This is a genomic window from Microlunatus sp. Gsoil 973, assembly GCF_009707365.1.
GTDB lineage: Bacteria > Actinomycetota > Actinomycetes > Propionibacteriales > Propionibacteriaceae > Microlunatus.
Genome location: NZ_CP046122.1, coordinates 1,196,796 through 1,223,224 on the forward strand (window position 1 = coordinate 1,196,796; position 26,429 = coordinate 1,223,224).

Annotated in this window: 25 protein-coding genes; 19 read left to right on the plus strand and 6 right to left on the minus strand. The window is 68.7% G+C overall.

Going from position 1 to position 26,429, the window contains the following annotated elements:
• The first annotated feature begins 18 nt into the window (after positions 1-18).
• From GJV80_RS05650 to GJV80_RS05660, 3 genes are read left to right on the plus strand one after another with little or no spacing between them, the layout of a single operon-like run.
• Positions 19-1,110: a cysteine desulfurase family protein gene (locus GJV80_RS05650; protein WP_370518841.1), complete on the plus strand. Its 1,092-nt coding sequence runs from the start codon at positions 19-21 to the stop codon at positions 1,108-1,110.
• A 40-nt stretch (positions 1,111-1,150) separates the two neighbouring features.
• Positions 1,151-2,257: a tRNA 2-thiouridine(34) synthase MnmA gene (gene mnmA, locus GJV80_RS05655; protein WP_230208170.1), complete on the plus strand. Its 1,107-nt coding sequence runs from the start codon at positions 1,151-1,153 to the stop codon at positions 2,255-2,257.
• A gap of 4 nt (positions 2,258-2,261) precedes the next feature.
• Positions 2,262-3,371 carry a hypothetical protein gene (locus tag GJV80_RS05660; RefSeq protein ID WP_154687050.1) on the plus strand — a complete coding sequence of 370 codons (1,110 nt, stop codon included), beginning with the start codon at positions 2,262-2,264 and terminating at the stop codon, positions 3,369-3,371.
• Between the two features lie 10 nt (positions 3,372-3,381).
• On the opposite strand, the gene GJV80_RS05665 is transcribed toward GJV80_RS05660, so the two are convergent.
• The 3 genes from GJV80_RS05665 to GJV80_RS05675 are packed head-to-tail and all read right to left on the minus strand — an operon-like array spanning position 3,382 to position 8,663.
• The gene (locus GJV80_RS05665) at positions 3,382-4,842 is read right to left on the minus strand and encodes an RNB domain-containing ribonuclease (protein ID WP_154687051.1); all 1,461 of its coding nucleotides are present in this window, start codon (positions 4,840-4,842) and stop codon (positions 3,382-3,384) included.
• 36 nt (positions 4,843-4,878) lie between these two features.
• Complete coding sequence (locus tag GJV80_RS05670) at positions 4,879-6,714, minus strand: ABC transporter ATP-binding protein (protein WP_154687052.1); 1,836 nt, start codon at positions 6,712-6,714, stop codon at positions 4,879-4,881.
• Entirely contained in the window at positions 6,711-8,663 is a 1,953-nt protein-coding gene (locus tag GJV80_RS05675; RefSeq protein WP_154687053.1) for an ABC transporter ATP-binding protein, read from the minus strand. The genes GJV80_RS05670 and GJV80_RS05675 overlap by 4 nt, the downstream gene beginning before the upstream one ends.
• A 277-nt stretch (positions 8,664-8,940) precedes the next feature.
• Here GJV80_RS05675 and ligA point away from each other — a divergent pair, with 277 nt between their 5' ends.
• Both ligA and GJV80_RS05685 read left to right on the plus strand, forming a co-directional pair.
• The gene (gene ligA / locus GJV80_RS05680) at positions 8,941-10,974 is read left to right on the plus strand and encodes an NAD-dependent DNA ligase LigA (RefSeq protein WP_230208368.1); all 2,034 of its coding nucleotides are present in this window, start codon (positions 8,941-8,943) and stop codon (positions 10,972-10,974) included.
• A gap of 51 nt (positions 10,975-11,025) precedes the next feature.
• Complete coding sequence (locus tag GJV80_RS05685; protein WP_154687055.1) at positions 11,026-11,418, plus strand: hypothetical protein; 393 nt, start codon at positions 11,026-11,028, stop codon at positions 11,416-11,418.
• On the opposite strand, the gene GJV80_RS05690 is transcribed toward GJV80_RS05685, so the two are convergent.
• On the minus strand, positions 11,419-12,039 hold the full coding sequence (locus GJV80_RS05690; protein ID WP_370518842.1) for an amino acid-binding protein: 621 nt from the start codon (positions 12,037-12,039) through the stop codon (positions 11,419-11,421).
• 147 nt (positions 12,040-12,186) lie between these two features.
• Between GJV80_RS05690 and GJV80_RS05695 the strand changes: the two genes are divergently transcribed.
• From GJV80_RS05695 to GJV80_RS05715, 5 genes are all read left to right on the plus strand, one after another.
• Positions 12,187-13,374: a DUF1015 family protein gene (locus tag GJV80_RS05695; RefSeq protein WP_154687057.1), complete on the plus strand. Its 1,188-nt coding sequence runs from the start codon at positions 12,187-12,189 to the stop codon at positions 13,372-13,374.
• Positions 13,375-13,470: 96 nt separating this feature from the next.
• Positions 13,471-13,767, plus strand: coding sequence for an Asp-tRNA(Asn)/Glu-tRNA(Gln) amidotransferase subunit GatC (gatC, locus tag GJV80_RS05700; RefSeq protein ID WP_154687058.1), 297 nt, complete (start codon positions 13,471-13,473; stop codon positions 13,765-13,767).
• Positions 13,764-15,284 (plus strand): Asp-tRNA(Asn)/Glu-tRNA(Gln) amidotransferase subunit GatA, encoded by a 1,521-nt coding sequence (gene gatA, locus GJV80_RS05705; RefSeq protein WP_154687059.1) that lies wholly within the window; start codon positions 13,764-13,766, stop codon positions 15,282-15,284. The genes gatC and gatA overlap by 4 nt, the downstream gene beginning before the upstream one ends.
• Entirely contained in the window at positions 15,281-16,783 is a 1,503-nt protein-coding gene (gene gatB, locus GJV80_RS05710; protein WP_154687060.1) for an Asp-tRNA(Asn)/Glu-tRNA(Gln) amidotransferase subunit GatB, read from the plus strand. The genes gatA and gatB overlap by 4 nt, the downstream gene beginning before the upstream one ends.
• A complete protein-coding gene (locus GJV80_RS05715) occupies positions 16,780-17,916 on the plus strand; it encodes a CaiB/BaiF CoA-transferase family protein (protein ID WP_154687061.1) in 1,137 nt (378 codons plus the stop codon). Before gatB ends, GJV80_RS05715 begins: the two co-directional genes overlap by 4 nt.
• A 75-nt stretch (positions 17,917-17,991) precedes the next feature.
• Here the strand turns inward: GJV80_RS05715 and GJV80_RS23710 are convergent, their stop codons facing one another.
• Both GJV80_RS23710 and GJV80_RS23715 read right to left on the minus strand, forming a co-directional pair.
• A complete protein-coding gene (locus tag GJV80_RS23710) occupies positions 17,992-18,261 on the minus strand; it encodes a hypothetical protein (RefSeq protein WP_230208171.1) in 270 nt (89 codons plus the stop codon).
• Entirely contained in the window at positions 18,240-18,653 is a 414-nt protein-coding gene (locus GJV80_RS23715; protein ID WP_230208172.1) for a TIGR03085 family metal-binding protein, read from the minus strand. Before GJV80_RS23715 ends, GJV80_RS23710 begins: the two co-directional genes overlap by 22 nt.
• A 146-nt stretch (positions 18,654-18,799) precedes the next feature.
• Here GJV80_RS23715 and hisI point away from each other — a divergent pair, with 146 nt between their 5' ends.
• From hisI to GJV80_RS05765, 9 genes are all read left to right on the plus strand, one after another.
• Positions 18,800-19,174 (plus strand): phosphoribosyl-AMP cyclohydrolase, encoded by a 375-nt coding sequence (gene hisI / locus GJV80_RS05725; protein WP_230208173.1) that lies wholly within the window; start codon positions 18,800-18,802, stop codon positions 19,172-19,174.
• Positions 19,171-20,742 carry an anthranilate synthase component I gene (locus GJV80_RS05730; RefSeq protein ID WP_154687063.1) on the plus strand — a complete coding sequence of 524 codons (1,572 nt, stop codon included), beginning with the start codon at positions 19,171-19,173 and terminating at the stop codon, positions 20,740-20,742. Before hisI ends, GJV80_RS05730 begins: the two co-directional genes overlap by 4 nt.
• Before the next feature lie 61 nt (positions 20,743-20,803).
• A complete protein-coding gene (locus GJV80_RS05735) occupies positions 20,804-21,358 on the plus strand; it encodes a Trp biosynthesis-associated membrane protein (protein ID WP_154687064.1) in 555 nt (184 codons plus the stop codon).
• Positions 21,359-21,551: 193 nt separating this feature from the next.
• Positions 21,552-21,851 (plus strand): HGxxPAAW family protein, encoded by a 300-nt coding sequence (locus tag GJV80_RS05740; RefSeq protein ID WP_154687065.1) that lies wholly within the window; start codon positions 21,552-21,554, stop codon positions 21,849-21,851.
• 74 nt (positions 21,852-21,925) lie between these two features.
• On the plus strand, positions 21,926-22,732 hold the full coding sequence (gene trpC / locus GJV80_RS05745; RefSeq protein WP_154687066.1) for an indole-3-glycerol phosphate synthase TrpC: 807 nt from the start codon (positions 21,926-21,928) through the stop codon (positions 22,730-22,732).
• 127 nt (positions 22,733-22,859) lie between these two features.
• Positions 22,860-24,155, plus strand: a complete 1,296-nt coding sequence (gene trpB, locus GJV80_RS05750; protein ID WP_154687067.1) for a tryptophan synthase subunit beta — start codon at positions 22,860-22,862, stop codon at positions 24,153-24,155.
• Positions 24,152-25,078, plus strand: a complete 927-nt coding sequence (trpA, locus tag GJV80_RS05755; RefSeq protein WP_230208174.1) for a tryptophan synthase subunit alpha — start codon at positions 24,152-24,154, stop codon at positions 25,076-25,078. The genes trpB and trpA overlap by 4 nt, the downstream gene beginning before the upstream one ends.
• Positions 25,078-25,641: a MauE/DoxX family redox-associated membrane protein gene (locus tag GJV80_RS05760; RefSeq protein ID WP_154687069.1), complete on the plus strand. Its 564-nt coding sequence runs from the start codon at positions 25,078-25,080 to the stop codon at positions 25,639-25,641. Before trpA ends, GJV80_RS05760 begins: the two co-directional genes overlap by 1 nt.
• Positions 25,641-26,420, plus strand: a complete 780-nt coding sequence (locus tag GJV80_RS05765; protein WP_154687070.1) for a thioredoxin domain-containing protein — start codon at positions 25,641-25,643, stop codon at positions 26,418-26,420. Before GJV80_RS05760 ends, GJV80_RS05765 begins: the two co-directional genes overlap by 1 nt.
• Positions 26,421-26,429 lie beyond the last annotated feature (9 nt).

Below are 26,429 nucleotides of genomic sequence, written 5' to 3' on the forward strand. Positions count from 1 at the left end.
GCCGAGGCGATCGCCGCGATCACCCGGGAGCTGACCCGGGTCGGCAATCCGTCGTCGCTGCACACCTCCGGACGGGAGGCCCGTCGGGTCGTCGAGGAATCACGGGAGACGATCGCCGCCTGCCTGGGCGCGGACCCCGCCGAGGTGATCTTCACCAGCGGCGCGACGGAGGCGGACAACCTGGTGATCAAGGGCACCTTCCGGGCCCGGCCGCGAGCGAACACCATGATCACCTCGGCCGTCGAGCACCACGCGGTGCTGGAATCGGTCGAATCGTTGTCCGGCGAGGGCGCCGAACTGGTGGTGATCGGGGTCGATCGCCACGGGCACCTCGACCTTGATCGACTGCGCGCGACGCTGACCGATCATGCGGAACGGACCGCCCTGGTGTCGATCATGTACGCCAACAACGAGACCGGCGTGCTGGCACCGATCGTCGACGTGGTCGACGCCGCCCGCCGGTTCGGTGTACCGGTCCATTCCGACGCCGTGCAGGCGGTCGGGCAGCTGAGGATCGACTTCGCCGGATCCGGCCTGGCGGCGCTTTCGCTGTCGGCGCACAAGTTCGGCGGCCCGGTCGGCACCGGAGCACTGCTGGCCCGCCGTGACCTGGCACTGTCACCGGTCCACCACGGTGGCGGACAGGAACGCGACGTCCGGTCCGGCACTCTCGACGTCGCCGGGATAGCCGGCATGGCGGCGGCGCTCCGGGCGAGCCTGGACGATCTGACTGCTGAGGCGAGCCGGATCCGTACGCTGCGGGACCGGTTGATCAGGACGGTGTTGGCCGACGTGCCCGACACCGAACTGAACGGCGTGGCCGAGGCGGACGGGTCGCTGCCCGGTATCGCCAACATCTCCTTCGCCGGCTGCGAGGCCGACAACCTGCTGATGCTGCTGGACCAGAGCGGCATCGACACCTCGACCGGGTCGGCGTGCACGGCCGGCGTCTCCGAACCGAGCCACGTCCTGGACGCCATGGGCCGGACGACTCGCGAAGCCCGGTCCTCGCTGCGATTCTCCCTGGGACACACCAGCACCGACGGCGATGTCGACCGGCTGCTGGCCGTGCTGCCCGGGGCGGTCGAGTTGGCCCGCCAGGCCGGCTGAGGCGACAATGGACCGGTAGGCGGGGCAACAGGAGGTCAGGGTGAAGGTGCTGGCGGCAATGTCCGGCGGGGTGGATTCGGCGGTCGCCGCTGCCCGCGCGGTCGACGCCGGTCACGATGTCACCGGTGTGCACCTGGCGCTGTCGAAGAATCCGCTGTCGTTCCGGTCCGGGGCGCGGGGTTGCTGCTCCAAGGAGGATGCCCACGACGCGCGGCGGGCCGCCGACGTCCTGGGCATTCCCTTCTACGTCTGGGACCTGTCGGACCGGTTCGCCGAGGACGTGGTCGACGACTTCGTCGCCGAGTACGCGGCCGGGCGCACACCGAATCCCTGTGTCCGCTGCAACGAGAAGATCAAGTTCGCCGCCGTCCTCGAGCGTGGTGTCGCGCTCGGTTTCGACGCTGTGTGTACCGGTCACTACGCCCGGTTGCTCCGCGATGATCACGGCGTGCAACTGCACCGTGCGGTCGACGAAGGCAAGGACCAGTCCTATGTCCTCGGCGTGCTCACCCAGGAGCAGCTGCTGCGTTCGTACTTCCCGCTCGGCGGATCGCTGAAGAGCGAGGTCCGCGCCGAGGCCGAGCAGCGCGGGCTGGCGGTGGCCGACAAGCCGGACAGCCACGACATCTGCTTCATCGCCGACGGCGACACGGCCGGCTTCCTGGACAAGCATCTCGGCAGCCGGCCCGGCGCGATCGTCGATCCGGACGGTCGGCAGCTCGGCGAACATGACGGCAGCCACCACTTCACCATCGGACAGCGCAAGGGGCTGCGGATCGGGACACCGGCCGACGACGGCAAGCCGCGCTACGTGCTGGACATCTCGCCGGTGAGCAACACGGTCACCGTCGGGCCGCGAAACGCCCTGGACGTACGGGCCATCGAGGCCATCCGTCCGACCTGGACCGGTGACGTACGCGAGGGGTCCTGGGATGCGGCGGTGCAGGTCCGCGCGCACGGATCGACCGTGCCGGCCACGGTCACCACCGTCACCACTGGCGGCGCCACCGGCCCGTCGGTCGGCGATGCCCCACTCGGGGTGCGGCTGCACGATCGTTTGACCGGTGTGGCGCCCGGGCAGACCGTGGTCTACTACGACGGCACGCGGGTCGTCGGCAGCGCGACGATCTCGGCTGCCCACGCCTGATCCGATGGCAGACGACTTCGCACCGATCCGCAGCACCGGCATCGGCTCCTGGCCGGGCAGCGACCTGGTCGACGCGCTCAAGATCAGCTTCGACGAATCGCCGGATCTGCCCTTCCTGCCGGAGCTGCCTGACCGCGGCGTCGGGTCACGGATGGTCGGCCGCGGGATCGCCGTTCTGTCCGGTCTCGCCGCCGACCTGCAACCGGCCGGCTGGCGACTGACCGACGCACCCGGTCGTGATCAACTCCGCGCCCGCGCCCGGCTGCGGGACGACTGCGACCAACTCGAGGAGGTCGCCCAGGACTACACCGGCCCCTTCAAGATCGCGATCGTCGGTCCGTGGACCCTGGCGGCCTCGGTGGAGCGGCCGCGGGGTGACCGTCTGCTGGCCGACCACGGCGCGCGACGTGATCTTGTCCAGTCGCTGGGCGAGGGGATCGCGGACCTGATCGGGGACCTGCGGCGCCGCTTGCCGCGGCTCGATCTCGTTCTCCAGGTCGACGAGCCGGCGCTGCCCGCTGTGCTGGCCGGCGAGATACCGACGGCGAGCGGGTTCTCCCATCACCGCAAGATCGACATCCCCGAGGTGAGCGACGGGCTGACGGTCATCGTCGCATCCGCAACGGCCGCATTTCAGTCGGCTGCACTTCAGTCGGCAGCGCTGGAGTCGGCCGCGGATGCCGCGACACGCCGCCCGGATGAGGGATTTTCTGACCCCTCGCCGGAGGGGGCGCGGGTCTGGCTGCACAGCTGTGCGCAGAACGTGCCGGTCGCGCTGGTCGCGAAGGCAGGATTCGGCGGGCTGCTGCTTGACCTTGATCAACTGACCACGGCGGACTGGGACGCGGTGGGGCAGGCGATGACCGACGGGCTGTGGCTGGGCGCCGGTGCGCTGCCGACCAGCGGACCGGTCGACGGGCGCTGGTCGCCCGACACCGTCGCCCAGCGGGTGCTCCGGGCGGTGCGCACCCTCGGCCTGGAACCAGACGTCGCCGGCCGCATGGTCATCACCCCGGCCTGCGGCCTGGCCCGTTTCGACCAGGGCTCGGCTGTCCGCGCGCTGCGCGCCGTCCGCAAGGCCGCCGACATCGTCACCGACCAACTCGCCCACTGACCGCGAGGGGTCAGATAATCCCTGATCTGTGCGGCGTGTCGCCGACTCGGGCCGGGCTGAACTGGGTCGTCCCGGTGTCGATCTCCACCGCGTCCAGCCGGACCCGGATGAACTGACCCGGCTCGCCGGCGCCGGACAACGTCGCCGAGACCGGCGGGTCGGCCAGCTGGATCCTGGCCCGGTTGTCGTCCCGGGACAGTACGACCGCGTCGAACACCTCTCCGACCCGATCCGCGAGCAGGGCCGCCTCGACCCGGTCCATCGCCCCGGAATCCAGCCGCGCGGCGAGTTGATCACTGGCGGCCATGATCCTGGGCAGTTCCGGCAACGCCTTGCGTACCCAATCCGGCACCGGACGTCCGGAGGACGCGGACGCGCAGACCACAAGGACGAACCGATCGACCAGCCGCCGCAGCGGTGCGGTGACGTGGGCGTACGGCGCGGCGATCGCAGCCTGTATCGCCTGCTCGGGTGGTGTCCCATCGAAGGCCTGGTACCCGGCCCCCCGGAACAGCGAGGTGGCCGCCTGCAGGACGGCCAGGGCGTGCGGGTCGGACCGGTCGAGTCCGCGCAGATAGTCGCCGTAGGAGACGCCCGACTTCCAGTGCAGGCCGAGCAGTCTGGCCCGGTGCCGGAATTCGTCGACCGCCGCCTGTTCGGCCGGCGGCATGGTCCGCAGGATGCCGATCCCGACGTCCATCATGATCGTTGCGGCCGCGATCCCGGTCATCAACGACAGTTGGGCGTTGGCGAGCTCCACCGGCGACGGGGCACGGCGCTCGATCGCGTAACCGCGTTCGGTCAGCACGACCTCGGCATCCGGCAGGTCAAGGCTGGCGCCGCCGCGAACCGCCTCCAGGGCGGTACGCCCCTCGCCGAACGGCAGCAACAGAGCCAGAGACTCCGGTGCGGTGCCGTCGTCGACAGCCCGTTGGGCTTCGGCATAGCTCCACTTCCTGCGGGAGCGGACCACCGCCCGGGCCAGGTCGACCGATCCGATCTCGAACCGGTGATCGAGCCGGAACCGCCAGACGAACGCCTGCCGGTCCTGACCCGGGAGCAGCGACGCGGCGCCCTCGGACAACACCTCGGGGTGCAGCGGTGCCCGGCCGTCCGGCGCGTACAGCGTCTGCCCGCGGCGGCGCGCCTCATGATCGACGAAGCCGCCCGGAGCAACGAACCAGGGCACGTCGGCGATCGCGTAGTCCACCCGGTAAGCGTTACGGTCCCGGGTCAGGTGCAGGGCCTGGTCCAGGTCGGTCGACCCGGGCGGGTCGATGGTGTGGAACTCGATCGCGCGCAGGTCCAGCACGGACGGGTCATGCCCGGAGTTCGCGGCCGCATCGGCCTCGGCGAGCACGTCGTCAGGGAAGCCGTCCGGCACGCTCAGCTCCGCGCGCAGCGCGGCCAGCGCCCGGGACAGCTCGGACTGTGCTGCCGACCCGGCGAGACGCGGGCAGCGTCGTGGCATGGGGCCGAGCCTACAAACCCGGTGCGGGCCGGGACGTCAGCGGTACGCGTTCGCCTGCAGCGCGAAGAGCTCTGCGTAGCGCCCGTCGGCCGCCATCAACTCGGCATGGCTGCCCAGTTCGCTGACCTTGCCGTCGGCGACCACGACGATCAGGTCGGCCATCCGGACCGTTGAGAAGCGGTGCGACACCAGCACCGTGACCGCACCCGTCTGTGCAGCCAGTCTGCGGGCGGTGGCACCGTACTCCTCGTAGATCGCCTGCTCGGCCTCCGGATCCAGCGCGGCGGTCGGCTCGTCGAGCAACATCAGCAGCGGTCTGGTACGCATGAAGGCCCGGGCCAGCGCCAGTCGCTGCCACTGGCCGCCGGACAGGTTGACACCGCCGGAGAACTGCCGACCCAGCTGGGTGTCCAGCCCCTCGCTCAGCCCGGTGATCACCGGATCCGCCTGCCCGGCGCTGACCGCCGAGGTGATCAACTCCCGGTCCTCGCGAAGATCGACATCACCGACGCCGACCGAATCGGCGGCCAGGAACTCGAGCCGGGCGAAGTCCTGGAAGCCGGCCGAGATCCGCTTCCGCCAGGCGAGCGGATCAATCCGGGACAGTGGCACGCCGTCGATCAGCACGGCGCCGTCTGTCGGGTCGTAGAGCCGCGCCAGCAGCTTGACCATCGTCGACTTGCCTGCGCCGTTCTCACCGACGAAGGCGACGGTCGTACCTGCCGGCAGGAACAGGTCGACGCCGTTCAGGGCCAACTGGCCGGTGCCGGGATCCTCGGTGGACCCGTCGGTCCCGTCGCTTCCCGCCAGCGTGGACGGATAGCCGAAGGCGACGTTGTCGAAGCGGATCCCTTCCCGCAACGACTCCGGCGGCAGCTGCTGGCTGGCCTGCCAGTCGTGGGTGGCCGCATAGCCTCGCAGCCATTGATAGCGTCCGAAGGAGTCGAGGGCGCCGATCACCATGCGTACGTTGTTGGTCATGCCCTGGGCGGTGGTGTTGATCTGCGGGCCGACCAGCAGCAGCAGAGTCAGGTCACCGATCGTCGCCATGCCGGCTCGGGTGCGGGCCAGCAGCCAGAACAGCGCGACCGCGTATCCGATGCCGTAGACCAGCCAGCCGCCGGACACCAGCTTGGCGAACCGTGAGGTGATCCGACCGTATCGGTCGTGGCGGAGGCTGATGATGTCCGCGGCGACCTTGACCAAGGTCTGGCCGAGACCGAAGCAGCGCACCTCGACACCGGTGGGAGGTTCGGTCAGCGCATCAGTGATCTTGGTCCCCAACCGGCGCAGGTGTTCGTGTTCCCGGATCAGCTTGCGCTGCTGCTGCCAGCCGCGGGCCTGGATGCCTGCGACTGCGAGCGCCAGCGCGAGCAGCAACAACAGGGCCGGCGAGACCGACCACAACATCGCGACGACGGTGATGGTGCCCGTGACGCCGCCGACCACCGACAACATCCGGTAGACGCCGGCGAGCTGGTTGCGGTCCTGCTCGATCAGCGCGATCCGGTCGGCCAGCCGCCGGTCCTCGTGATGACCGATCGACGGAATGCCTGCGGTCAGTCGGAGCAGATCGTCGTGGACGTACCAGTACACCTTCTCATCCAGGGTGTCGCCCATCGGCCCGGCGAAGCTGCCGGACAGTGCCGTCACCAGCAGGCAGACACCGAGCAGCACGACGCCGGACAGCACCGAGGTGTGCTCGCTGATCCCGTCCACGACGATCTTGATCGCGTACACCTGGAGCGGGCTGAGCACCGAGGACAGCACCACACTGATGCACATCAGCAATGAGAGCCCGGGCGCGGCCTTGAAGGCGGTGGTCATCCACAACCGGATGGTGCTGGCCGCCGTGCCGAGTTGGTTGATCATGCTCGCGCCCCCTCGATCCCGGCGCGGTGCTCCTCGGCTTCGCGGACCTCGGCCTCCGCCTCGGCGTAGCGGCTGGCCTGCATGGTGAACATCGCGCGGTACCGGCCGCCGGTGAGCGTCATCAGCTCCTGGTGCGATCCCTGCTCGGTGATCCGGCCGTTCTCCAGTACGTAGATCAACGGCACCGGCCGCACCACCGAGAACCGGTGGGAGATGATCAACGACGTTACCGACCTGGCGAGTTCCAGGTAACCGCCGACCAGGCGTGCCTCCGACTCGACGTCCAGCGCTGCCGCCGGCTCGTCCAGCACCAGCACCTGGGCGCCGGCTGTCACTGCGCGCAGCGCACGGGCCAGCCCGATCCTCTGCCACTCGCCTCCCGAGAGGTCCGTTCCGCGGGGCATGGTCTTGTCCAGCGACGTAGCCCAGCCGTCGGGCAGCCGTTCGATGAGATCGGTGATGCCGGCCCGGCGGGCCACCGCGTCCAGGGTGGTGGTGTCGGGGAGTGGATCGGGATGCAGCCGGCCGGCCCAGACGCTGCCCGAGCCGAGTTCGACGTTGTCGCCGGCGGGTAGCGGCAGCCGCAGGAACTCCTGGGTGATCGGCGCGACCCGGCGTTGCCAGGCCCGGCGGGCCTCGACGTCGAGGCAGGACAGATCGACACCGTCGACCAGCACCCGGCCGCGGGTCGGCAGGTAACCGGCGGTCAGCAGTCTGACCAACGTCGACTTGCCGGCCCCGTTCACCCCGACCAGGGCGGCCGCGTCGCCGGCCGGCAGTTCCAGGCTGAGACCGTCCAGGATCAGCCGGTCACTGCCCGGATAGCCGAAGCTGACCTCGTCGAAGATGATCGTCGGCGGCGGGATCGGGCGGCGGTCTGCGGCGGGCCGGTCGTCGGCGGGCTGGTCGTCGGCGCGAAATGTGTGCTCGCGAACGGTCAGCGTCGGCCTGACGCCGGACCGGCCGGACTCGGCGAGATACCTCCGGACCGGGGCCAGTTGCTCCAGCCAGCCGTACGTCGTCCCGGCCCGCTGCAACTGACCGATCATCCACAGATCGGTGTCGGCCATCGCCATGATCAACGGGATCGCCGTCGCCGTTGTCGTCAGGCTGATCCGGCCGGTCACGGCCTGCCAGCTCACGAAACCGATGGTGCCCAGCGTGGTGATCACCCGCAGCACGCCCAACACGACACTGAACCCGGCGTCCCGCCAGCGCCGTGCCCAGTACGGCCGGTAACCCTCCATTGCGAAGTTGATCATCCGCCGGCGCAGGTAGTCCGACAGTCCGAAGATGCGGATCTCCTTTGCCGCCTTGCCCATTCCCTGTTCGAAGGCGTACGCCGCGTGTTTCAGCCCCTCGGCCTGACCTGACCAGACGTCCATCTGGGTGGTGATCACCCGACGCAGGTACTCGCCGTTGATCAGGATGACGATCATGATCGGGATCGGCGCCCACCAGGTGAGCACGATGCCCAGGGTGATCGCGGTGCCGAGCAGTGCCGGGATCTGCCGGGTCGCGATGCCCGTCAGGATCTGGTAGCCCATCGAGATCTCCCATTCCCGCGACCTGATCTTCTGCACCAGATCAGCGGTCCTGGGGTCGTCCAGAGAGGTCAGGTCGGGGTCGTGGGAGAGCGCCCAGCCGATCCGCAACAGGATCTCCCTGCGGATCGGCCCGTCGGCGAGCTCGATGCCGGCGTGGGAGAGGACGCCGGTGACATTGCTGACCGCCAGCGCCACCAGCAAACCCGCGATGATCCCGATGTAGGTCCGGGTGAAGCCGTGTTCGATCAGTCCCGGCGCACCGCCGATCGCCCGGCCGGTGAGGATCGGCAGGATGATGGCGGTCGCAGCGCCGAGCAGGGCGGCGGAGAGTGAGATGATGGTCGCCTTTCTGGCGACCTGGAGACCGAGCTGCAAGATCCCGAGCAATGGACCCCCGTGCATCGAATTGGGCCACCCGATCGGGCGACCTCGGCAGCCTAGTCTTGACCTCCGACAGTCTCCGGTGATTTTCTTCCCCGCAGGTAGACACCCTCTGGCGACCGACGTCGAACGGCAGGAGATCCGACCCGGTGTCCGGACCCGGCACTAGATTGCACCTGTGAGCCAGACCCCCGACCTCTCCGACGAGACCGCCCTCCGCAGGGCGGAGGCAAACCAGGTCGCGACCGGCCGGCAGCCGACCGCCGAGGCGCGGCAGCGGCACGCCGAGCTCAGCGAGATCATCGACGACGCCCGGTGGCGCTACTACATCCTCGATGCGCCGACCCTCTCCGATGCCGAGTTCGACCGGGCCCTGCGGGAGCTCGGTGATCTTGAGGAGGAGTTCCCGTCACTGCGGACGCCGGACTCGCCGACGCAGAAGGTCGGCCCGCCGCCCGGGTCGACATTTGCTCCGGTGCAGCATCTGCAGCGGATGCTGAGCCTGGACAACGCATTCAGCGAGGAGGAACTCGACCGCTGGGCCCAGCGGGCGATCCGTGAACTCGGCCAACAGCAGATCGAACGGTCCGGATTCCTCTGCGAGCTGAAGATCGACGGACTGGCCATCGACCTCACCTACGAGAACGGCCGACTGGTCAAGGGAGCCACTCGCGGCGACGGCAGGGTGGGTGAGGATGTCACCGACAACGTACGGACCATTGCTGCGATCCCGACCCGGTTGAGCGGGGACGAGGTCCCCGACGTGCTTGAGGTCCGTGGCGAGGTCTTCCTGTCGGTGGAGGACTTCACCAAGCTGAACGAGTCGCTGGTCGCCGACGGCAAGGCGCCGTTCGCCAACCCGCGCAACTCCGCGGCCGGATCGTTGCGCCAGAAGGATCCACGCATCACCGCCAGCCGCAATCTCGGCTTCATCGCCCACGGTCTCGGCGCGGTCGAGGGGTTCCGGCAGCTCAACCGGCTCTCCGAGGCCTACGATGCCCTCTCCGGCTGGGGGATACCGGTCAGCTCACACACGAAGCTGTGCAAGACCCTGGACGAGGTCTGGTCCTATATCGGCTACTACGGCGAGCACCGACATTCGGTCGAGCACGAGCTCGACGGTGTGGTGATCAAGCTCGACGAACGCGGGGTCCAAGATCAACTCGGCTCCACCTCGAGAGCTCCGCGGTGGGCGATCGCGTTCAAATATCCTCCGGAGGAGGTCAACACCAGACTGCTCGACATCAAGGTCAACGTCGGCCGTACCGGGCGGGTCACTCCGTACGGGGAGATGGAGCCGGTCGTCGTCGCCGGCTCGACAGTCGGGTTCGCCACCCTGCACAACGCCTCGGAGGTCAGGCGCAAGGGGGTGCTGATCGGCGACACCATCGTTTTGCGCAAGGCCGGTGACGTCATCCCCGAGATCGTCGGGCCGGTCGTCGATCTTCGGGACGGCAGCGAACGGGAGTTCGTGATGCCGACCCACTGCCCGTCCTGCGGCACCGAGCTGCGGCCGGAGCAGGAGGGCGACGCCGACATCCGCTGCCCCAACACCAGGTCCTGCCCGGCGCAACTGCGGGAACGTCTCTTCCACCTGGCCGGCCGGTCGGCCCTGGACATCGAGGTGCTCGGCGAGTCTGCCGCCCATGCGCTGTTGGACTCCGGTCTGATCACCGACGAGGGGGATCTGTTCGATCTTGACGAGGACAAGCTGCTGCAGACCGATCTGTTCCGGACCAAGGCGGGACGGTTGTCGGCCAACGGGGCCAAACTGCTGGCCAATCTCGAAGAGGCCAAACAACGTCCGCTGGATCGCTTCCTGGTTGCCCTGTCCATCCGGCACCTCGGTCCCGGCGTCGCTCCCGATCTTGCGGCGGCGTTCGGTGACGTTGACAGGATCGCCGCGGCTTCTGTCGAGGAGCTGACCGAGGTCGAGGGAGTCGGTCCGACCCTGGCGCAGGCCATTGCCGACTGGTTCACGGTGGACTGGCATCGCGAGATCGTCGCCAAATGGCAGGCCGCCGGCGCTCGGATGAAGGCCGAGGAGCGTGAGCTGGGCGAACAGACCCTGGCCGGGATGACCTTCGTGGTGACCGGGACGCTGTCCGGCTACACCCGGGACAGCGCAGCCGAGGCGATCACCAGTCGCGGTGGCAAGGTCAGCGGCTCGGTGTCGAAGAAGACCGACTACGTCGTCGTCGGAGAGTCACCGGGTTCCAAGTATGAGAAGGCGGTCAGCCTCAAGGTGCCGATCCTTGACGCCGAAGGCTTCGAGGTGCTGCTGAACGCCGGACCCGAGGCGGCTGCCGAGGTGGCCAAGGTCGGCGGGTGAGCCGCGCCCGCGGATGGCAGGACCGGTCCGGCGGCTGACTACAGTTGCCCTGTGTCGAGCAGCCAGCATCCCCCCGGACCGTCAGCCGATCGGCCGGCCCCTGCCGGCGGGTCCGAGTGGCACTGGGACCCGCAGGCTGCGCAGCAACCCCCGCAGCAGACAGCCGGCCCGGTCGCGCCGCGCCGGCCCCGCCGTTGGGCACGGCTCAAGCGCTGGGCCTTCTCGAACCTGAACCTGAACGGCCGGACGCCGCCCCGCGTACAACCAACGATCGGTGAGTGGGGGCCGGCCAACGTACCGACCACCGGACAGAAGAAGCGGATGCGCATCTATGTGCTCATCGCGTTGCCGGCGGCGATGCTGGCCTGTTTCCTGCTCGGTTGGTACGTCTACTTCCTGATGACCGGCTGTTACGGCTTCGGGTTCGGCTGCCGGAACGCGTGATCAGTACGCGAGTCGGGCCAGGTGACGCAGCCGGGCCACCTCGGAGTCGAGATAGGTGGGACCGCCGAGTCGGCCGATCACGATGGCCCGGTCTTGCCCCAACGGGGCGACCACACCGACCGAATCCCCGTAGCCGGGCATCCAGTCGGCCGGAAGATCGAGGCGGTGCACCTCGTCGAACGGCGCAAGTTCCTTGAGCCTGTCCGTGTCGAGATCGGGTGCCATCGGCGTGTTGTAGGTGGCGACCGCCTGACCGTCGGGTTGCACCTCGACCAGCACCGCCCACTGCGACCGGAAGACCGCCGGTGCCGAGGAGACCAGCGTCTCGGCGGCGTGCTCGGGATCGCTGGTCATTCGCTCCAGGGTCTCCAGGTCCGACTGCAGGCCGCCGCCCTCGGGATAGCGGGAGATCCACTCCACGGTGACGCCGTCCAGTCCCTGGCAGGCGCTGATCAAGGTGTCCGGCAGCCCGTCCGGTGGCAACCCGACGACGAAGTCGTCGACAGCCGTACCTTTCTGCTTCTCGACGATCTCGACCGCCAGGATGTCCGCGCCCACTGAGCCCATCGCCGTGGCCACCGCCCCCAGCGAACCAGGAACGTCCGGCAACGACACCCTCATCAAGAACACAGGTCCATCCTGTCCCACGCCGGTGACCGGCATGTTTCACTCGTCTTGCGATCCGGTACCGGCGGGAACCGCATCAGGTCCCCGGTGCAGGGGCGGGAGGTGCGCGGCGCCGTCGCCGGGTCGATTAGCCTCACTACCGTGCCACGATTCACGCCGTTCCGCGCATTCCGATACGCCGCCGATCCGCTCGAGCGGGTGGTAGCACCGCCGTACGACGTGTTGTCTGCTGAGCAGGCAGACAGATACCGGGCGAGCCATCCCCACAACATCTCCCAGGTCGATGTACCCAGCGGCGAGGACCGTTACCGCCGGGCCGGCGACCTCTACCGGCAGTGGATCGCCGACGCTGTACTGGTCGTCGACCAGACGCCGTCGGTGACCATCTACCGGATGGATTTCACCGACGCCACCGGCCGCGCCCGGTCCATCACCGGGGTGATGGGCGGCCTCGAGGTGGTCGACGAGGGGTCGGGTGGCGTCCTGCCGCACGAACGGACGACCCCGAAGGCATCCACCGATCGCCTGGATCTGACCCGCGCGACGGCGGCGAACCTTTCACCGATCTGGGGGCTGTCCCTGGCCGGCGGGCTGACCGGGCTGTTGGCCGCACCGGGCGAGCCGCTGGCCGATGTCACCGCCGACGATCCGTCGATCGGTCCGGTCCGGCATCGGATCGAGCGGGTCACCGATCCGGATCGGATCGCAGGCATCTGTGCCCTCATCGGCTCCGACGACGTGCTGCTGGCCGATGGGCATCACCGTTACGGCGTGGCGCGCAGCTATCGTGACGAGGTGCGGTCGACCACCGGCCGGACCGACACGCCTGCCGAGGACACGCTGGCCTTCATCAACGAACTGGTGGCCGACCAGCTCAGCGTCGCCGCGATCCACCGGCTGTACGCGGGAAGCTCCCTGGAGTCGATCCGTACCGCGTTGGAGCGGTACTTCGACCTCGCACCGATCGATCGACCGGACCCCTCGACGCTGTCGCGGATGGAGTCCGACGGCCGGTTGGTGCTGGTCGGCGCCGACGGCTCGTGGTCGCTGGCTCCCCGGCCCGGCACGTTCGACGGACTGCGGCAATTGGACGGCTTGTGGCTGGAGACGGCGCTTGCCGGTTGTGATGCCGCGGTCAGCTACCAGCACGGCGTCGAGGAGGTGCTCAAGGCGGTCGGGTCGGGCGAGGCAACGGCCGGAGTCCTGATCCGGCCGGTCAGCGTCGCCGAGATCGAACGGACCGCCAGGGAAGGTGTGTTGATGCCACCGAAGTCGACCTTCTTCACGCCCAAACTGTTGACCGGCTTCGTGATCCGGCCGCTGGACTGATCCGGGGCGGATATCGGGTTCGAGGGCCCTTACCGCGCGCCCTAGGATGAACCTGCCCAGAATCCGGGCGACGAAGCAGAAGGCAGGGAGTTGAACGTGGCATTGAGTCGCGAGGAGGTGGCGGCACTCGGCCGGCTGGCCCGGATCGAGTTGAGCGCCGAGGAGTTGGAGCACCTGGCTCCGCAGCTTGACCAGATCCTGGAGCATGTGGCCCAGGTGAGCGAGGTCGCTGCGGCCGACATCCAGCCCACTTCGCACCCGCTGCCGCTGACCAACGTGTTCCGCGCCGACGAGCCCGTGCCGTGCCTTCCGGTCGAGGCGGCGCTGTCCGGTGCGCCCGCCGTCGAGGGCAACCGCTTCCGCGTACCCCGGATTCTCGGGGAGGAGGCATGAGCGACCTCATCCGGAGCAGCGCTGCGGACCTTGCCGCCAAGATCGCCCAACAGGAACTCAGCTCGGTCGAGGTCACCCAGGCACACCTGGACCGGATCGCGGAGGTCGAGCCCGCGGTACACGCCTTCCTGCACGTCGACGCCGAGCGCGCCCTGGCCAAGGCCGCCGAGGTGGACGCCAAGATCAACAACGGCGAGCAGCTCGGTCCGCTGGCCGGCGTACCGCTGGCCCTGAAGGACGTCCTGACCTACTCCGGCGCGCCGACCACCTGCGGGTCGAAGATCCTGCAGGGCTGGGTCCCGCCGTACGACGCCACCGTCACCCGGCGGCTGCTCGATGCCGACATCGTGATCCTCGGCAAAACCAACATGGACGAATTCGCCATGGGGTCGTCGACCGAGAACTCGGCGTACGGGCCGACCCACAATCCGTGGGACCTGGACCGGATCCCCGGTGGTTCCGGCGGCGGATCCTCGGCCTCCCTGGCCGCGTTCGAGGCCCCACTGGCCATCGGCACCGATACCGGCGGTTCGATCCGGCAGCCGGCGGCGGTGACCGGCACGGTCGGCGTCAAGCCGACCTACGGCGGCACCTCGCGCTACGGTCTGGTCGCCCTGGCCTCGAGTCTTGATCAACCGGGCCCGTGTGCCCGGACCGTGCTCGATGCGGCCCTGTTGCACGCAGTGATCGGCGGTTACGATCCGGCCGACTCCACCTCGATCGACGCACCGGTGCCGCCGGTGGTCGAGGCCGCCCGCTCCGGCGATATCTCCGGGATGAGGATCGGCGTGGTCAAACAGTTCCGCGGTGAGGGCTACGCGCCCGGCGTCGAGCAACGCTTCGGTGAGGCGGTCGACCGGCTGAGCGCACTGGGCGCGGAGATCGTCGAAGTGTCCTGTCCGAACTTCACCTATGCGATGCCGGCCTACTACCTGATCCTGCCCAGCGAGGCGTCCTCCAACCTGGCCAGGTTCGACGCCATGCGGTACGGGCTTCGGGTCGGCGACGACGGCGTGGCCAGTGCCGAGGAAGTGATGTCGGCAACGCGCGAGGCCGGTTTCGGCGCGGAGGTCAAGCGCCGGATCATGATCGGCACCTACGCCCTGTCCAGCGGCTACTACGACGCCTACTACGGCCAGGCGCAGAAGGTCCGGACCTTGATCATCAACGACTTCGCGAAGGCGTACGAGCAGGTCGACGTGCTGGTCTCGCCGACAACGCCGACCACGGCGTTCAAGATCGGCGAGAAGGTCGACGACCCGCTGGCGATGTATCTCAATGATCTGTGCACCATCCCGAGCAACCTGGCCGGCAACGCGAGCGCGTCCTTCCCGGTCGGGCTGGCGCCCGAGGATGGGCTCCCGGTCGGATTGCAGGTGATCGCGCCGCCGCTGGCCGACGATCGGTTGTACCGGGTCGGCGCCGCCCTGGAGCGGGCGCTCACCGAAAGCTGGGGCGGTCCGTTGCTGTCCCGCGTTCCCGAGCTCGGCGGGCCGGAGTTGGAGGTTGTGGCGTGAGCGTCGTCGATGCAGTGATCAACTACGAGGATGCGCTGGCCAAGTACGACCCGGTGCTCGGCCTCGAGGTGCATGTCGAACTGAACACCAGGACCAAGATGTTCTGCGGCTGCATCAACGAGTTCGGCGGCGAACCGAACACCCACACCTGCCCTGTCTGCCTCGGACTGCCCGGGTCACTGCCGGTGGTCAACGCCAAGGCGGTCGAGTCGGCCATCCGGATCGGCCTGGCGTTGAACTGCAGCATCGCCGAATGGTGCCGGTTCGCCCGGAAGAACTACTTCTATCCCGATGTGCCCAAGAACTACCAGATCTCCCAGTACGACGAGCCGATCGCCTACGAGGGGTGGGTCGAGGTCGAGGTCGAGGGAACGACGTACAAGATCGAGATCGAGCGTGCCCACATGGAGGAGGACGCCGGGAAGTCGCTGCACATCGGCGGCGCGACCGGTCGGATCCAGGGCGCGGAGTATTCGGCGATGGACTACAACCGCGCCGGCACGCCGTTGATCGAGATCGTCACCAAGCCGATCGAGGGCACCGGCGACAAAGCACCGCAGGTGGCCAGGGCGTACGTGTCGATGTTGCGTGATCTGGTCAAGGCGCTTGACGTCTCCGACGCGAGGATGGAGCAGGGGTCGCTGCGTTGCGACGCGAACGTCAGCCTGCGGCCGCTCGGCGTCACCGAGTACGGTCTGCGGACCGAGACCAAGAATGTCAACTCCCTGCGCAGCATCGAGCGCGCGCTGACCTACGAGATCACCCGGCAGGCGGCCATTCTCGAGGCGGGGGAGCGGGTCCATCAGGAGACCCGGCACTTCCACGAGGAGAACGGCACCACCTCACCCGGGCGGAGCAAGGAGCAGGCGGAGGACTACCGCTATTTCCCCGAACCTGATCTTGTTCCGGTCGCGCCGAGCAGGGAGTGGGTCGAGCAGTTGCGCACCACACTGCCCGAGCCGCCGGTCCAACGGCGCAAGAGACTGGCCGCCGAGTGGGGCTTCTCCGAGCTGGAGATGCGGGACGCGGTGAGTGCCGGCGCGATCGACCTGATCGAGGCGACGGTGGCCGCCGGGGCCCCGCCCCAGGCTGCCAGGAAGTGGTGGATGGGCGAGCTCTCCCGCAAGGCCAACGACACCGCCGTCGAACTGGAGTCGGTCGGGATGACGCCGACCCAGGTCGCGGAACTGCAGTCGCTGGTCGACGACAAGACGATCAATGACAAGCTGGCCCGGCAGGTGATCGAACACGTGCTGGCCGGCGAAGGCGACCCGGCCGAGGTGGTCAAGGCCCGCGGTCTGGCCGTGGTCTCCGACGACGGCGCGCTGTCCGATGCCGTCGATGCCGCGATCGCCGCCAACCCGGACATCGTCGAGAAGATCAGGTCGGGCAAGCTGCAGGCTGCCGGTGCCCTGATCGGTGCGGTGATGAAGGCGATGAAGGGCCAGGCGGACGCCGGCCGGGTCCGCGAGCTGATCCTGGAGAAGCTCGCGGTGTGACCGGCCCGTTGTCGGGCGTCCACGTCCTGGAACTGCCGGCGATCGGCCCGGTGCCGTTCCTCGGCATGCTGCTGTCCGATCTCGGTGCGACGGTGACCAGGATCGACAGACCCGATGGCACACCGAACGGGTTGGAGTTTCCGCCCCGCGCGGTCGACCGGGGGCGCCGGTCGATCGGTCTTGATCTCCGCAAGCCCGGCGCGGCCGAGGTGGCCGGCAGGCTGATCGAGCGGTCCGACGTACTGATCGAAGGTTTCCGTCCGGGCGTGGCGGAGCGCCTGGGCGTCGGCCCGGAGGCCGCCATGGAACGCAATCCGGCGCTGGTCTACGGCCGGATGACGGGCTGGGGACAGGACGGGCCGCTGGCCGGGCAGGCTGGCCACGACATCACCTATCTGGCGATCAGCGGAGTACTGCACGGAATCGGCGAACATGATCGCCGGCCGATCCCGCCGGTCAATTACCTGGCCGACTTCGGTGGTGGCGCGTTGGTGCTTGCCACCGGCGTCCTGGCTGCTCTGCTCCATGCCCGGGCAACCGGCGAGGGGCAGGTGATCGACGCCGCGATGACCGAGGGGGCGGCGTACCTGAGCACGATGACCCGGCAGTTCCAGCGGACCGGCGACTGGATCGACGAACGGGGACGCAATCTGCTGGACGGCGGTGCCCCGAACTACCGCTGTTACGCGTGCTCCGACGGCGGCTACGTCGCGGTCGGGGCACTCGAGCCGAAGTTCTGGGCCGAACTGGTCCGGGTGCTGGGTGCTGACCCCGGACAGGTGCCGAGCCCGTACGAGCGGGATCAGTGGGCCGCCTGCGCGGACTGGCTCGGACGGCGGTTCGCCACCCGGTCCCGCGACGAGTGGGAGACGATTTTCGCGGGGACCGACGCCTGCGTCGCCCCGGTGCTCACCCTGGCGGAGGCACCCGAGCACCCGCACAACCGAGCCAGGCGAAGCTTCGTGGAGCTCGACGGCGGCCAGGTCGCGGCGCCGGTGCCCCGCTTCTCACAGACGAACACGACCGTCGGGCCGGTGGCCGGGCGTGGTGCCGAGACGGACCTGATCCTCGACGAACTTGGCATCAGCGGAAGCGAGCGGGATCGGTTGCGTGCCGAGGGCGTCCTGCTGTGACGGTGACGGGTCTGCGGGCGCGACACGCCGCGAATATGAGGGATTATCTGACCCCTCGCCGAATTAGGGGGCGGGTCAGATGGAGAGGTCGCTGCCGAGCAGGGCATCGATGGCGTCCTGCTCTCCGACCAGCTTGACGTCGGCGACCGCGGACCGGCCGTTGGCGAAGATGATCAGCTCACTCGGCTTGCCCACGGCGGTGACGATCGGAGTGCCGGTCTGGGCGCGAATGGTCTCGGGTTCGGCGTCCGGGTCGGCCGGAGTGACCGGCACCCGTTCCAGCACGACGCCGACCTTTGACCGGCGGAAGAACGCACGGCCCATCAGCTTGAGCCGGCGCCACATCCAGTCCTCGATCTCCGGATCGAGTTCGCGGGGCCGGCCGGATGGTCACCGGCCCGCCGGACGTCCTCGTGGTGGACGAAGAACTCGGTGCTGTTCGCCGGTTCGTCGACCCCTGGGATCGCGAAGACCGAGAATCGGGCGGGACCGTTGCGGATCCGCTCCACGAGTTCCTCGTAGGACCAGCGAGTCTTGGTCTCGGCCATCCGCCGCTCCGTCAGACCGGCCAAGGGTTTGGCGAGGATGCCCGACGCACCGACCGGATCGGTCTCGCGGATCCACAGATGCGCAGCCAGGTCATGCGCGTTCCACCCCGCGCACAAGGTTGGGGCGTCCGGTCCGACCTCGACGAGCAGGTCGCACAGCGCAACGCGCTCGTCCTTGGCGAAGGTCATAACCGCAGATGCTAGGGCACGATCTTTCCCCACCCTCAACCGGCTTCCTCAGGAATTCCTCTGGTCCCGCCCGAGGTTGCGCTGCTCCCGGCGGGCATCTGCCGGGCCCGGAACAGGGGATACCCGGCACAGGGGAGAATGGTCGGGTGACGTCATCGCAAACCACGTTGGACCCGCAGGTCGCCGCGTTGCTCAAGCGCGACGACTGCGGCCTGGTGACCGCCGTGATCCAGCAGCACGACAGCGGTGAGGTGCTGATGGTCGGCTGGATGGACGACGAGGCGCTGCGCCGCACCCTGACCACCGGCCGGAGCACCTTCTGGTCGCGCAGCCGCCAGTCCTACTGGGTCAAGGGGGAGACCAGCGGCAACCGGCAGTGGGTGCGTGAGGTACGGCTTGACTGTGACGGCGACACCCTGCTGATAAAGGTCGACCAGGAGGGTCCCGCCTGCCACACCGGGACCCGGACCTGTTTCGACGGCCGGGTGCTGCCCGCTGTCGTTATCGAGGCGAAGCGATGAGCGTCACCGATCGACCTGGCGCCGGGCTGGTGGACATGGCGACCCTCCGGCACGGCGTCGTGCCCGGTCTGGAGGACTTCCGGACCTATGCGGCCGATCGGCGGGTGGTGCCGGTCTACCGGCGACTGCTGGCCGACGCGGAGACCGCGGTCAGCCTCTACCTCAAGCTGACCGGCAACCGGATCGGCAGCTACCTGCTGGAGTCGGCCGAACACAACGGCGTGTGGGCGCGGTACTCCTTCATCGGCGTCAACTCCGTCGCGACGCTGTCGGAGAGCGGCGGCGAGGCGTACTGGACCGGCAACCCGCCGGTCGGGCTGCCGTCCGGCGGCGATCCGGTCGCGGCGCTCCAGGAGACCTTGCGGCAGCTGCACACGCCACGGATCGAGGGGCTGCCGCCCTTCACCTCGGGCATGGTCGGCTACCTGTCCTATGACGCGGTGCGACGGGTCGAGGTGCTGCCCGACACCAACGCCGACGACCTGCGGATCCCCGAGATCGGGTTCATGCTGACCAACGACGTCGCGGTCCTCGACCACGAGACGGGCGAGGTCTGGCTGATCGCCAACGCGATCAACTACGACAACACCGACGAACGGGTGGACGAGGCGTACGCCGATGCGGTCCGCCGGGTGGAGGAGATGACCGCAGCCCTCGGCCGGCCGACTCCGCCGACCGCGGTCGCCGCCGATCATGATCATCGACTGCCGGTCCGGCGGCAGCGCACCCCCGACGAATATCAGGAGGCGGTACGGGCCGCGGTGTCGGAGATCGAGGCCGGCGAGGCGTTCCAGATCGTCGTCAGCCAGCGGTTCGAGGTGGACACCACCGCCGACGCCCTGGACGTCTACCGGGTGCTCCGTCTGTCCAACCCTTCGCCGTACATGTACCTGCTGCGGATGGACGGTTTCGACATCGTCGGATCGAGCCCCGAGGCACTGGTCACCGTCAAGGGCCGGACCGCATTGACCCACCCGATCGCCGGCTCCAAGCCACGCGGCGCCGACGATCGGGAGGACCAGTTGCTGGAGGCCGAACTGCGCTCGGACGAGAAGGAACGGGCCGAGCACCTGATGCTGGTCGATCTCGGCCGCAACGATCTCGGCCGGGTGTGCAAGCCCGGCACGGTCGAGGTGATCGAGTTCGCCGAGGTACGCCGGTACAGCCACATCATGCATCTTGAGTCGACCGTCGTCGGCGAGATCGCCGATGACCGCACCGCGTTGGACGTGATCCTCGCCGCCTTCCCGGCCGGGACCCTGTCCGGGGCGCCGAAGGTGCGGGCGATGGAGATCATCGACAAGCTCGAGGTCTCCCGCCGCGGTCTGTACGGCGGTGTCGTCGGCTACCTGGACTTCGCCGGGGACGGCGACGCGGCCATCGCGATCCGCACAGCGGTGCTCCGGGACGGAATCGCCTACGTCCAGGCGGGTGGCGGGATCGTCGCCGATTCGGTACCGCTGCTCGAGGACCAGGAATCGCAGAACAAGGCGGCAGCGGTGATCCGGGCACTGTCGATCGCCGAGACGTTCACCCCGGTCGGCGCCCCGGTCGGCCCGTCGGTGTGAGGGCGCCGTGAGTGGCCGGACACCGGTGCGGTCGAAGCCCGACCGGACGAACCGGAGTCGAATGGTCGGATTCGCCCTGTTGGTGTTGGGGGCGATCGCGGTGATCGCCTTCGCCGCTGTGCCGTGGTACACCGTCGATGCCCGGACCAGGTTCAGCGGTACGGCCGTCACCGGCGGCGTGGCCCAGGTGCTCGGAGTAGCGGTGCTGGCCGGTTCGCTGTTGATGATCACTCTGCGCACCACCGGTCGCCGCGTCGTCGCAGCGGTCGTTGCGATCATCGGCGTGCTGGCGGTGATCTTCCTACCCTGGCAGCAGCCTGACAGCGACGAGGTCTTCGCCGAACTGCGCAAGCACAGCCTTGCCGACTCCTATCAGCTCCGGTTCACCGGCGGCAGCATCGGCTATCTGGTCAGCTGGCTGGCGGTGCTCGCCGGGTGCGTCGTGGTCGGCCGGTACGCCCACCGCTGGCCACAGCGGGCGAGCCGCTTCGAGCGCAACGCCGGCCCGACGACCACCGCGGGGCTGCCGGCCGGACCCGACGGCGAGCCGGATACCGGTGCGATCTGGAAAGCCATCGATGCCGGCGAGGACCCCACCGACCCCCGTCGGGGTTGAACCGCCCGGCACCCCGATTGGTGCCAAGGATGCGGGTGGGGCCAGAATGTTCTCAACCGCAACAACTCACTGCAACTGCGTTGCAGCAACCAGGATCCGCGGCGATCAAGTCCGGATCGGACGCCCCGATCCACGCCGATCGACGCAGCATGACGCAGAACGTGGGACAACAGGGACGGATGGTGTGCGTGAGATGACGGAGTCGACCGAACAGGTTGATGCGATAACCGAGCGCGCGCAGGCGTCTGATCCGCATCTGAGGCCTCTGGAATCCCGACCGCTGCGGGAGGTGCACCACGGTCAGACCGGAGCAATGTGGACGGCGGTGGTGATCGAGTTGGTCGGATTCCTGCTCGGCGGGATCGCGGTCCTGCTCGGCCCGAACTGGACGCTGTTCGTGATCGCTGCGGCGATCTGCGTCATCGGGATCGGCGTCGGAATCGTCATGCAGAAGCTCGGATACGGCATATACCAGAAACAGCAGGAGTCTTAGTCAACGAGCCTGGCGGAGTTGAGCCCGACGCCAGGCTCGAGACACCGGTTCGCAAGAGGGAGTGGGAAACGGTCATGGGCGTTCTCGATACCATCGTCGACGGCGTACGGCAGGACCTTGCCGAGCGTCAGGCCGCCGTCAGCCTCGACCGTCTCAAGGAGCGGGTGCAGCACGTCGACCCGGCACTGGACCCGATGCCGCGCTTCCGGGAGGCCGGGGTCTCGGTGATCGCCGAGGTGAAGCGGGCCAGCCCCAGCCGCGGTGCGTTGGCCAACATCCCCGACCCGGCCCGTCTGGCCGCCGAGTACGCCTCCGGCGGCGCGGCCGCCGTATCGGTGCTGACCGAGCGCCGCCGCTTCGGCGGGTCGCTGCAGGATCTCGTCGACGTCCGTTGCGCGGTCGACATCCCAGTGCTGCGCAAGGACTTCATCGTCACCGCCTACCAACTCTTCGAGGCCCGGGCGGCGGGTGCCGATCTGGCCCTGCTGATCGTGGCAGCGCTGAGCGACTTCGAACTGGTCTCGCTGATCGAGCGGGCCGAGTCGATCGGGCTCACCCCGCTGGTGGAGACCCACACGGCGACCGAGATCGACCGCGCCGTCGACGCCGGGGCGAAGCTGATCGGCGTGAACGCCCGCAACCTGCAGACGCTGGAGGTGGATCCGGGCACCTTCGCCCGGCTCTCGCCCCGGATCCCCGACGGGATCGTCAAGGTTGCCGAGTCCGGCGTCCGCGGCCCGCACGACGTGATCGAGCTGGCCCGCGAGGGTGCCGATGTCGTCCTGGTCGGCGAGGCACTGGTCACCGGTCGTGACCCCCGCCTGGGTGTCGCCGATCTGGTGGCGGCGGGGGCCCACCCCGCCCTGGCGAACCGGTCCTGAGGAGCGACGCGGAGATGATCGCCGAACTGCTGCGATGGCGTCACTGATCGTTGCAACCCGTCCCCGGCAACAGATGCGGCTTCGCACAGCAGGCATCCCCGCAGCAGACAAGGAAGATCGATAACCCATGACCAGCACGCCGATTGCGCGCGCGGACAATTTCCCCGACCCGACCGGGCATTTCGGCCGGTTCGGCGGCAAGTTCGTACCGGAAGCGTTGTACGTCGCCCTCGACCAGCTCGAGGCCGAATTCACCAAGGCCATGCAGGACAAGCAGTTCTGGGCCGAGCTCGACCTGCTCCGCAGGGACTACTCCGGTCGTCCGACCCCGATCACCGAGGTGCCCAGGTTCGCCCGGGCAGCGCTCGGTGATCTCGCCGACCGGACCGCGGCGACCATCGTGCTGAAGCGCGAGGATCTCAACCACACCGGCTCGCACAAGATCAACAACGTTCTCGGCCAGGCGTTGCTGACCAAGCGGATGGGCAAGACCCGGGTCATCGCCGAGACCGGCGCCGGGCAGCACGGCGTGGCGACCGCGACCGCTGCCGCCCTGATGGGGCTGGAATGCCGCGTCTACATGGGCAAGGTGGACACCGAACGCCAGGCGCTCAACGTGGCCCGGATGCAGTTGTTGGGAGCCGAGGTGATCGCCGTCGAGTCCGGAACCCAGACACTCAAGGACGCCATGAACGACGCGCTGCGCGACTGGGTCGCCAGTGTGGAGAACACGCACTACCTGATCGGCACCGTCGCCGGCCCGCATCCGTTCCCCAAGGTGGTGCGGGAGTTCCAGCGGGTGATCAGCACCGAGGCCCGCGCCCAACTGCTGGAGCGCTACGGCCGGCTGCCCGATGCCGTGGCGGCCTGTGTCGGCGGCGGCTCCAACGCGTTGGGAATCTTCGCCGACTTCATCCCCGACGAGTCGGTCCGGTTGTACGGGTTCGAGGCCGGCGGTGACGGTGTCGAGACGTCCCGGCACGCGGCCAGCATCTCCAGCGGCGGCGTCGGCGTGCTGCACGGAACACGCAGCTTCGTGCTGCAGGACGAGGACGGCCAGACCCGGGAATCGCACTCGATCTCCGCCGGCCTCGACTATCCGGGGGTTGGCCCGGAGCACGCCTGGCTGGCGGACTCGGGACGGGCGACGTACGAACCGGTCACCGACGCCGAGGCGATGGAGGCCTTCCGCCTGCTCAGCGAGACCGAAGGCATCATCCCGGCGATCGAGTCGGCCCACGCGCTCTCCGGGGCGACCAAGCTGGTCCAGCGGTTCGCCGAGGGGGCCCGGGCCGGAGAGCGACCCGACCAGCCGCCGCTGATCCTGGTCAGCCTGTCCGGGCGCGGCGACAAGGACGTGGACACTGCCATGAAATGGTTCGCCGACATCCACGGCGAGGCGACCGGAAGCAGCCAGTTGTGAGCGCCGGGGCGGGCTTCGACAGCGGCATCTCGGGCAAGGTGTTCGCTGCCGCACGCAACGAGGGACGCGGAGCACTGGTCGGCTACCTGCCGGTCGGCTATCCGACGGTGCCTGGGTCGATCGCTGCGATGCGGGCGCTCTGCGGCGTCTCCGAATCAGGGCAGCGCGAGCATGACGGCGTCGACCTGGTCGAGATCGGGATGCCGTACAGCGATCCGGTGATGGACGGCGTGACCATCCAGAAGGGCAGCACCCGCGCCCTGCAGCGTGGCGTCCGGGTGCGCGACATCTTTCCGGCCGTCGAGGCGGTCGCTGCGACCGGGACGACAGCGGTGGTGATGATCTACTGGAATCTGGTCGAGCACTACGGTCCGGACGCCTTCGCCCGGGACCTGGCGGCTGCCGGCGGGGCCGGACTGATCACACCGGACCTGACCCCGGACGAAGCGGGGGCCTGGTTCGAGGCGTCCGAGGCGCACGGTCTCGACCGGATCTTCCTGGTCGCGCCGAGTTCATCGGACAAGCGGCTGGTGGAAACCGTCGACTCCTGCCGCGGCTGGGTGTACGCCACCTCGCTGATGGGTGTCACCGGGGCGCGGTCGCAGACCTCGTCGGCAGCACCGACGCTGGTCGGACGGATCAGGGACGCACGCCCGGACGCGCTGGTCGGAGTGGGCCTCGGAGTGTCCAACGGCCGGCAGGCCGCCGAGGTGAACAGCTTCGCCGACGCCGCGATCGTCGGGTCGGCCCTGGTCGGCAAGCTGATCGAGGCAGACGACGCCGGCACGCCCGACGACCTGTCCGGGCTCCGCGCGGTGGTTGCCGACCTGGCCGCCGGAGTACGGTCGGGAGCCGGACCGGATGGGTCCAACCGTGATGGCGCGGTGGGAACTTCTCAGCCCGCTGTGAGGTTGACCAACTGATGAGCGAATCGGCATCGGCCAGCGACAGCGCCCGGCGCCCAGCATCCTCCGGGATCAACTGGGCGCTCGTGCTGCCGTGGGCGCGGACGGTTGTCCGGGTCGGACTCGGCGTCGTCTGGATCGTTGCCGGACTGGTGAAGGTGACCGATCCGGCGCAGTCGGTGGTCGCGGTGCGGGCCTACCAACTGCTGCCGGACGGGCTGTCGTACCTGGTCGGTTGGACGCTGCCGTACCTGGAGATCCTGCTTGGCCTGGTGCTGATCTCCGGCCTGTTCACCCGATGGGCGGCGCTGCTCAGCGGTCTGCTGCAACTGGCATTCGTCATCGGGCTGATCCAGGCCTGGGCGCGCGGCCTCAGCATCGACTGCGGATGTTTCAGTTCCGGTGGCCAGGTGGCGCCGGGAGCGACGACCTACGCGCCGGACCTCATCCGTGACATCGTCTTCCTTGCCGCCGCGGCCTGGTTGGTCTGGCGGCCGTTCAGTCGACTGAGCCTCGACGCTGTCACCGGCGGCTTCGCCGCCCAGCATGAAGGTGCAGAGCAGAACGACGAGGAGAACTGATGAGCGAGGCCACCCGGGTGAACGGCGGCAAGCGGAAGCCGCCGAAGGAGGGCGGCAGCAACGCCAGGGAGCGGGCACGGGTCGCTGCCGCCGAGGCGGCCCGGAGGCGCAAGCGGCGCAATCTCGGTCTGCTGGTGCTGGCGATCGTTGTCGTTGTCGCTGCTGTCGGAATCGGCATCGGGTACGCCACCAACTTCGGCCGTCCGAAGGCCAACACCGCGAGCAACATCGGCTGGGGACCGGTCTCGGTCACCCCGGGTAAGCCGATCGTGCTAGGGCAGAAGGACGCCAAGACCACCGTCAAGCTGTACGAGGACTTCCGCTGCCCGCACTGCCAGGAGTTCGAGACCAAGTTCGGTGAGACGCTGAACGGTCTGCAGAAGAACGGCACGATGAAGATCGAGCTGTGGATCCTGCCGGTGATCGACGCCGAGGACAACAGCGACCACTCGCTGCGGGCCGGCAACGCCTTCGCCTGCGCTGCCGAGGAGGGCTTCGGCCAGGCGATGTACCAGGCGTTCTGGAAGAACCCGGGCAAGGCCTGGACCGACGAGATGCTGATCGACCTGGGGAACCAGGTCGCCGATCCGCCGTCGTCGTTCAAGAGCTGTGTGACCGGCCTGAAGCACAAGGACTGGGTCGATTCTGCCCAACCGGCGGCATCCGCGGACCAGGTGACGGGCACGCCGACGATGTTCATCAACGGCAAGATGCAGAGCCTCGGCACCGTCATGGAATGGACGCCGCAGCAGATGACGGACGCGATCAAGCGCGGCTGAGCTAGCAGA

Coding starts and splice junctions, on each gene's coding strand:
- GJV80_RS05660 (WP_154687050.1), top strand. CDS start 2,262: ATGGCAGACGACTTCGCACCGATCCGCAGCACCGGCATCGGCTCCTGG.
- GJV80_RS05665 (WP_154687051.1), bottom strand. CDS start 4,842: ATGCCACGACGCTGCCCGCGTCTCGCCGGGTCGGCAGCACAGTCCGAG.
- GJV80_RS05670 (WP_154687052.1), bottom strand. CDS start 6,714: ATGATCAACCAACTCGGCACGGCGGCCAGCACCATCCGGTTGTGGATG.
- GJV80_RS05675 (WP_154687053.1), bottom strand. CDS start 8,663: ATGCACGGGGGTCCATTGCTCGGGATCTTGCAGCTCGGTCTCCAGGTC.
- GJV80_RS05690 (WP_370518842.1), bottom strand. CDS start 12,039: ATGAGGGTGTCGTTGCCGGACGTTCCTGGTTCGCTGGGGGCGGTGGCC.
- gatA (WP_154687059.1), top strand. CDS start 13,764: ATGAGCGACCTCATCCGGAGCAGCGCTGCGGACCTTGCCGCCAAGATC.
- GJV80_RS23710 (WP_230208171.1), bottom strand. CDS start 18,261: ATGTGGCGCCGGCTCAAGCTGATGGGCCGTGCGTTCTTCCGCCGGTCA.
- GJV80_RS23715 (WP_230208172.1), bottom strand. CDS start 18,653: ATGACCTTCGCCAAGGACGAGCGCGTTGCGCTGTGCGACCTGCTCGTC.
- GJV80_RS05730 (WP_154687063.1), top strand. CDS start 19,171: ATGAGCGTCACCGATCGACCTGGCGCCGGGCTGGTGGACATGGCGACC.
- GJV80_RS05735 (WP_154687064.1), top strand. CDS start 20,804: ATGGTCGGATTCGCCCTGTTGGTGTTGGGGGCGATCGCGGTGATCGCC.
- GJV80_RS05740 (WP_154687065.1), top strand. CDS start 21,552: ATGACGGAGTCGACCGAACAGGTTGATGCGATAACCGAGCGCGCGCAG.
- trpC (WP_154687066.1), top strand. CDS start 21,926: ATGGGCGTTCTCGATACCATCGTCGACGGCGTACGGCAGGACCTTGCC.
- trpB (WP_154687067.1), top strand. CDS start 22,860: ATGACCAGCACGCCGATTGCGCGCGCGGACAATTTCCCCGACCCGACC.
- GJV80_RS05760 (WP_154687069.1), top strand. CDS start 25,078: ATGAGCGAATCGGCATCGGCCAGCGACAGCGCCCGGCGCCCAGCATCC.
- GJV80_RS05765 (WP_154687070.1), top strand. CDS start 25,641: ATGAGCGAGGCCACCCGGGTGAACGGCGGCAAGCGGAAGCCGCCGAAG.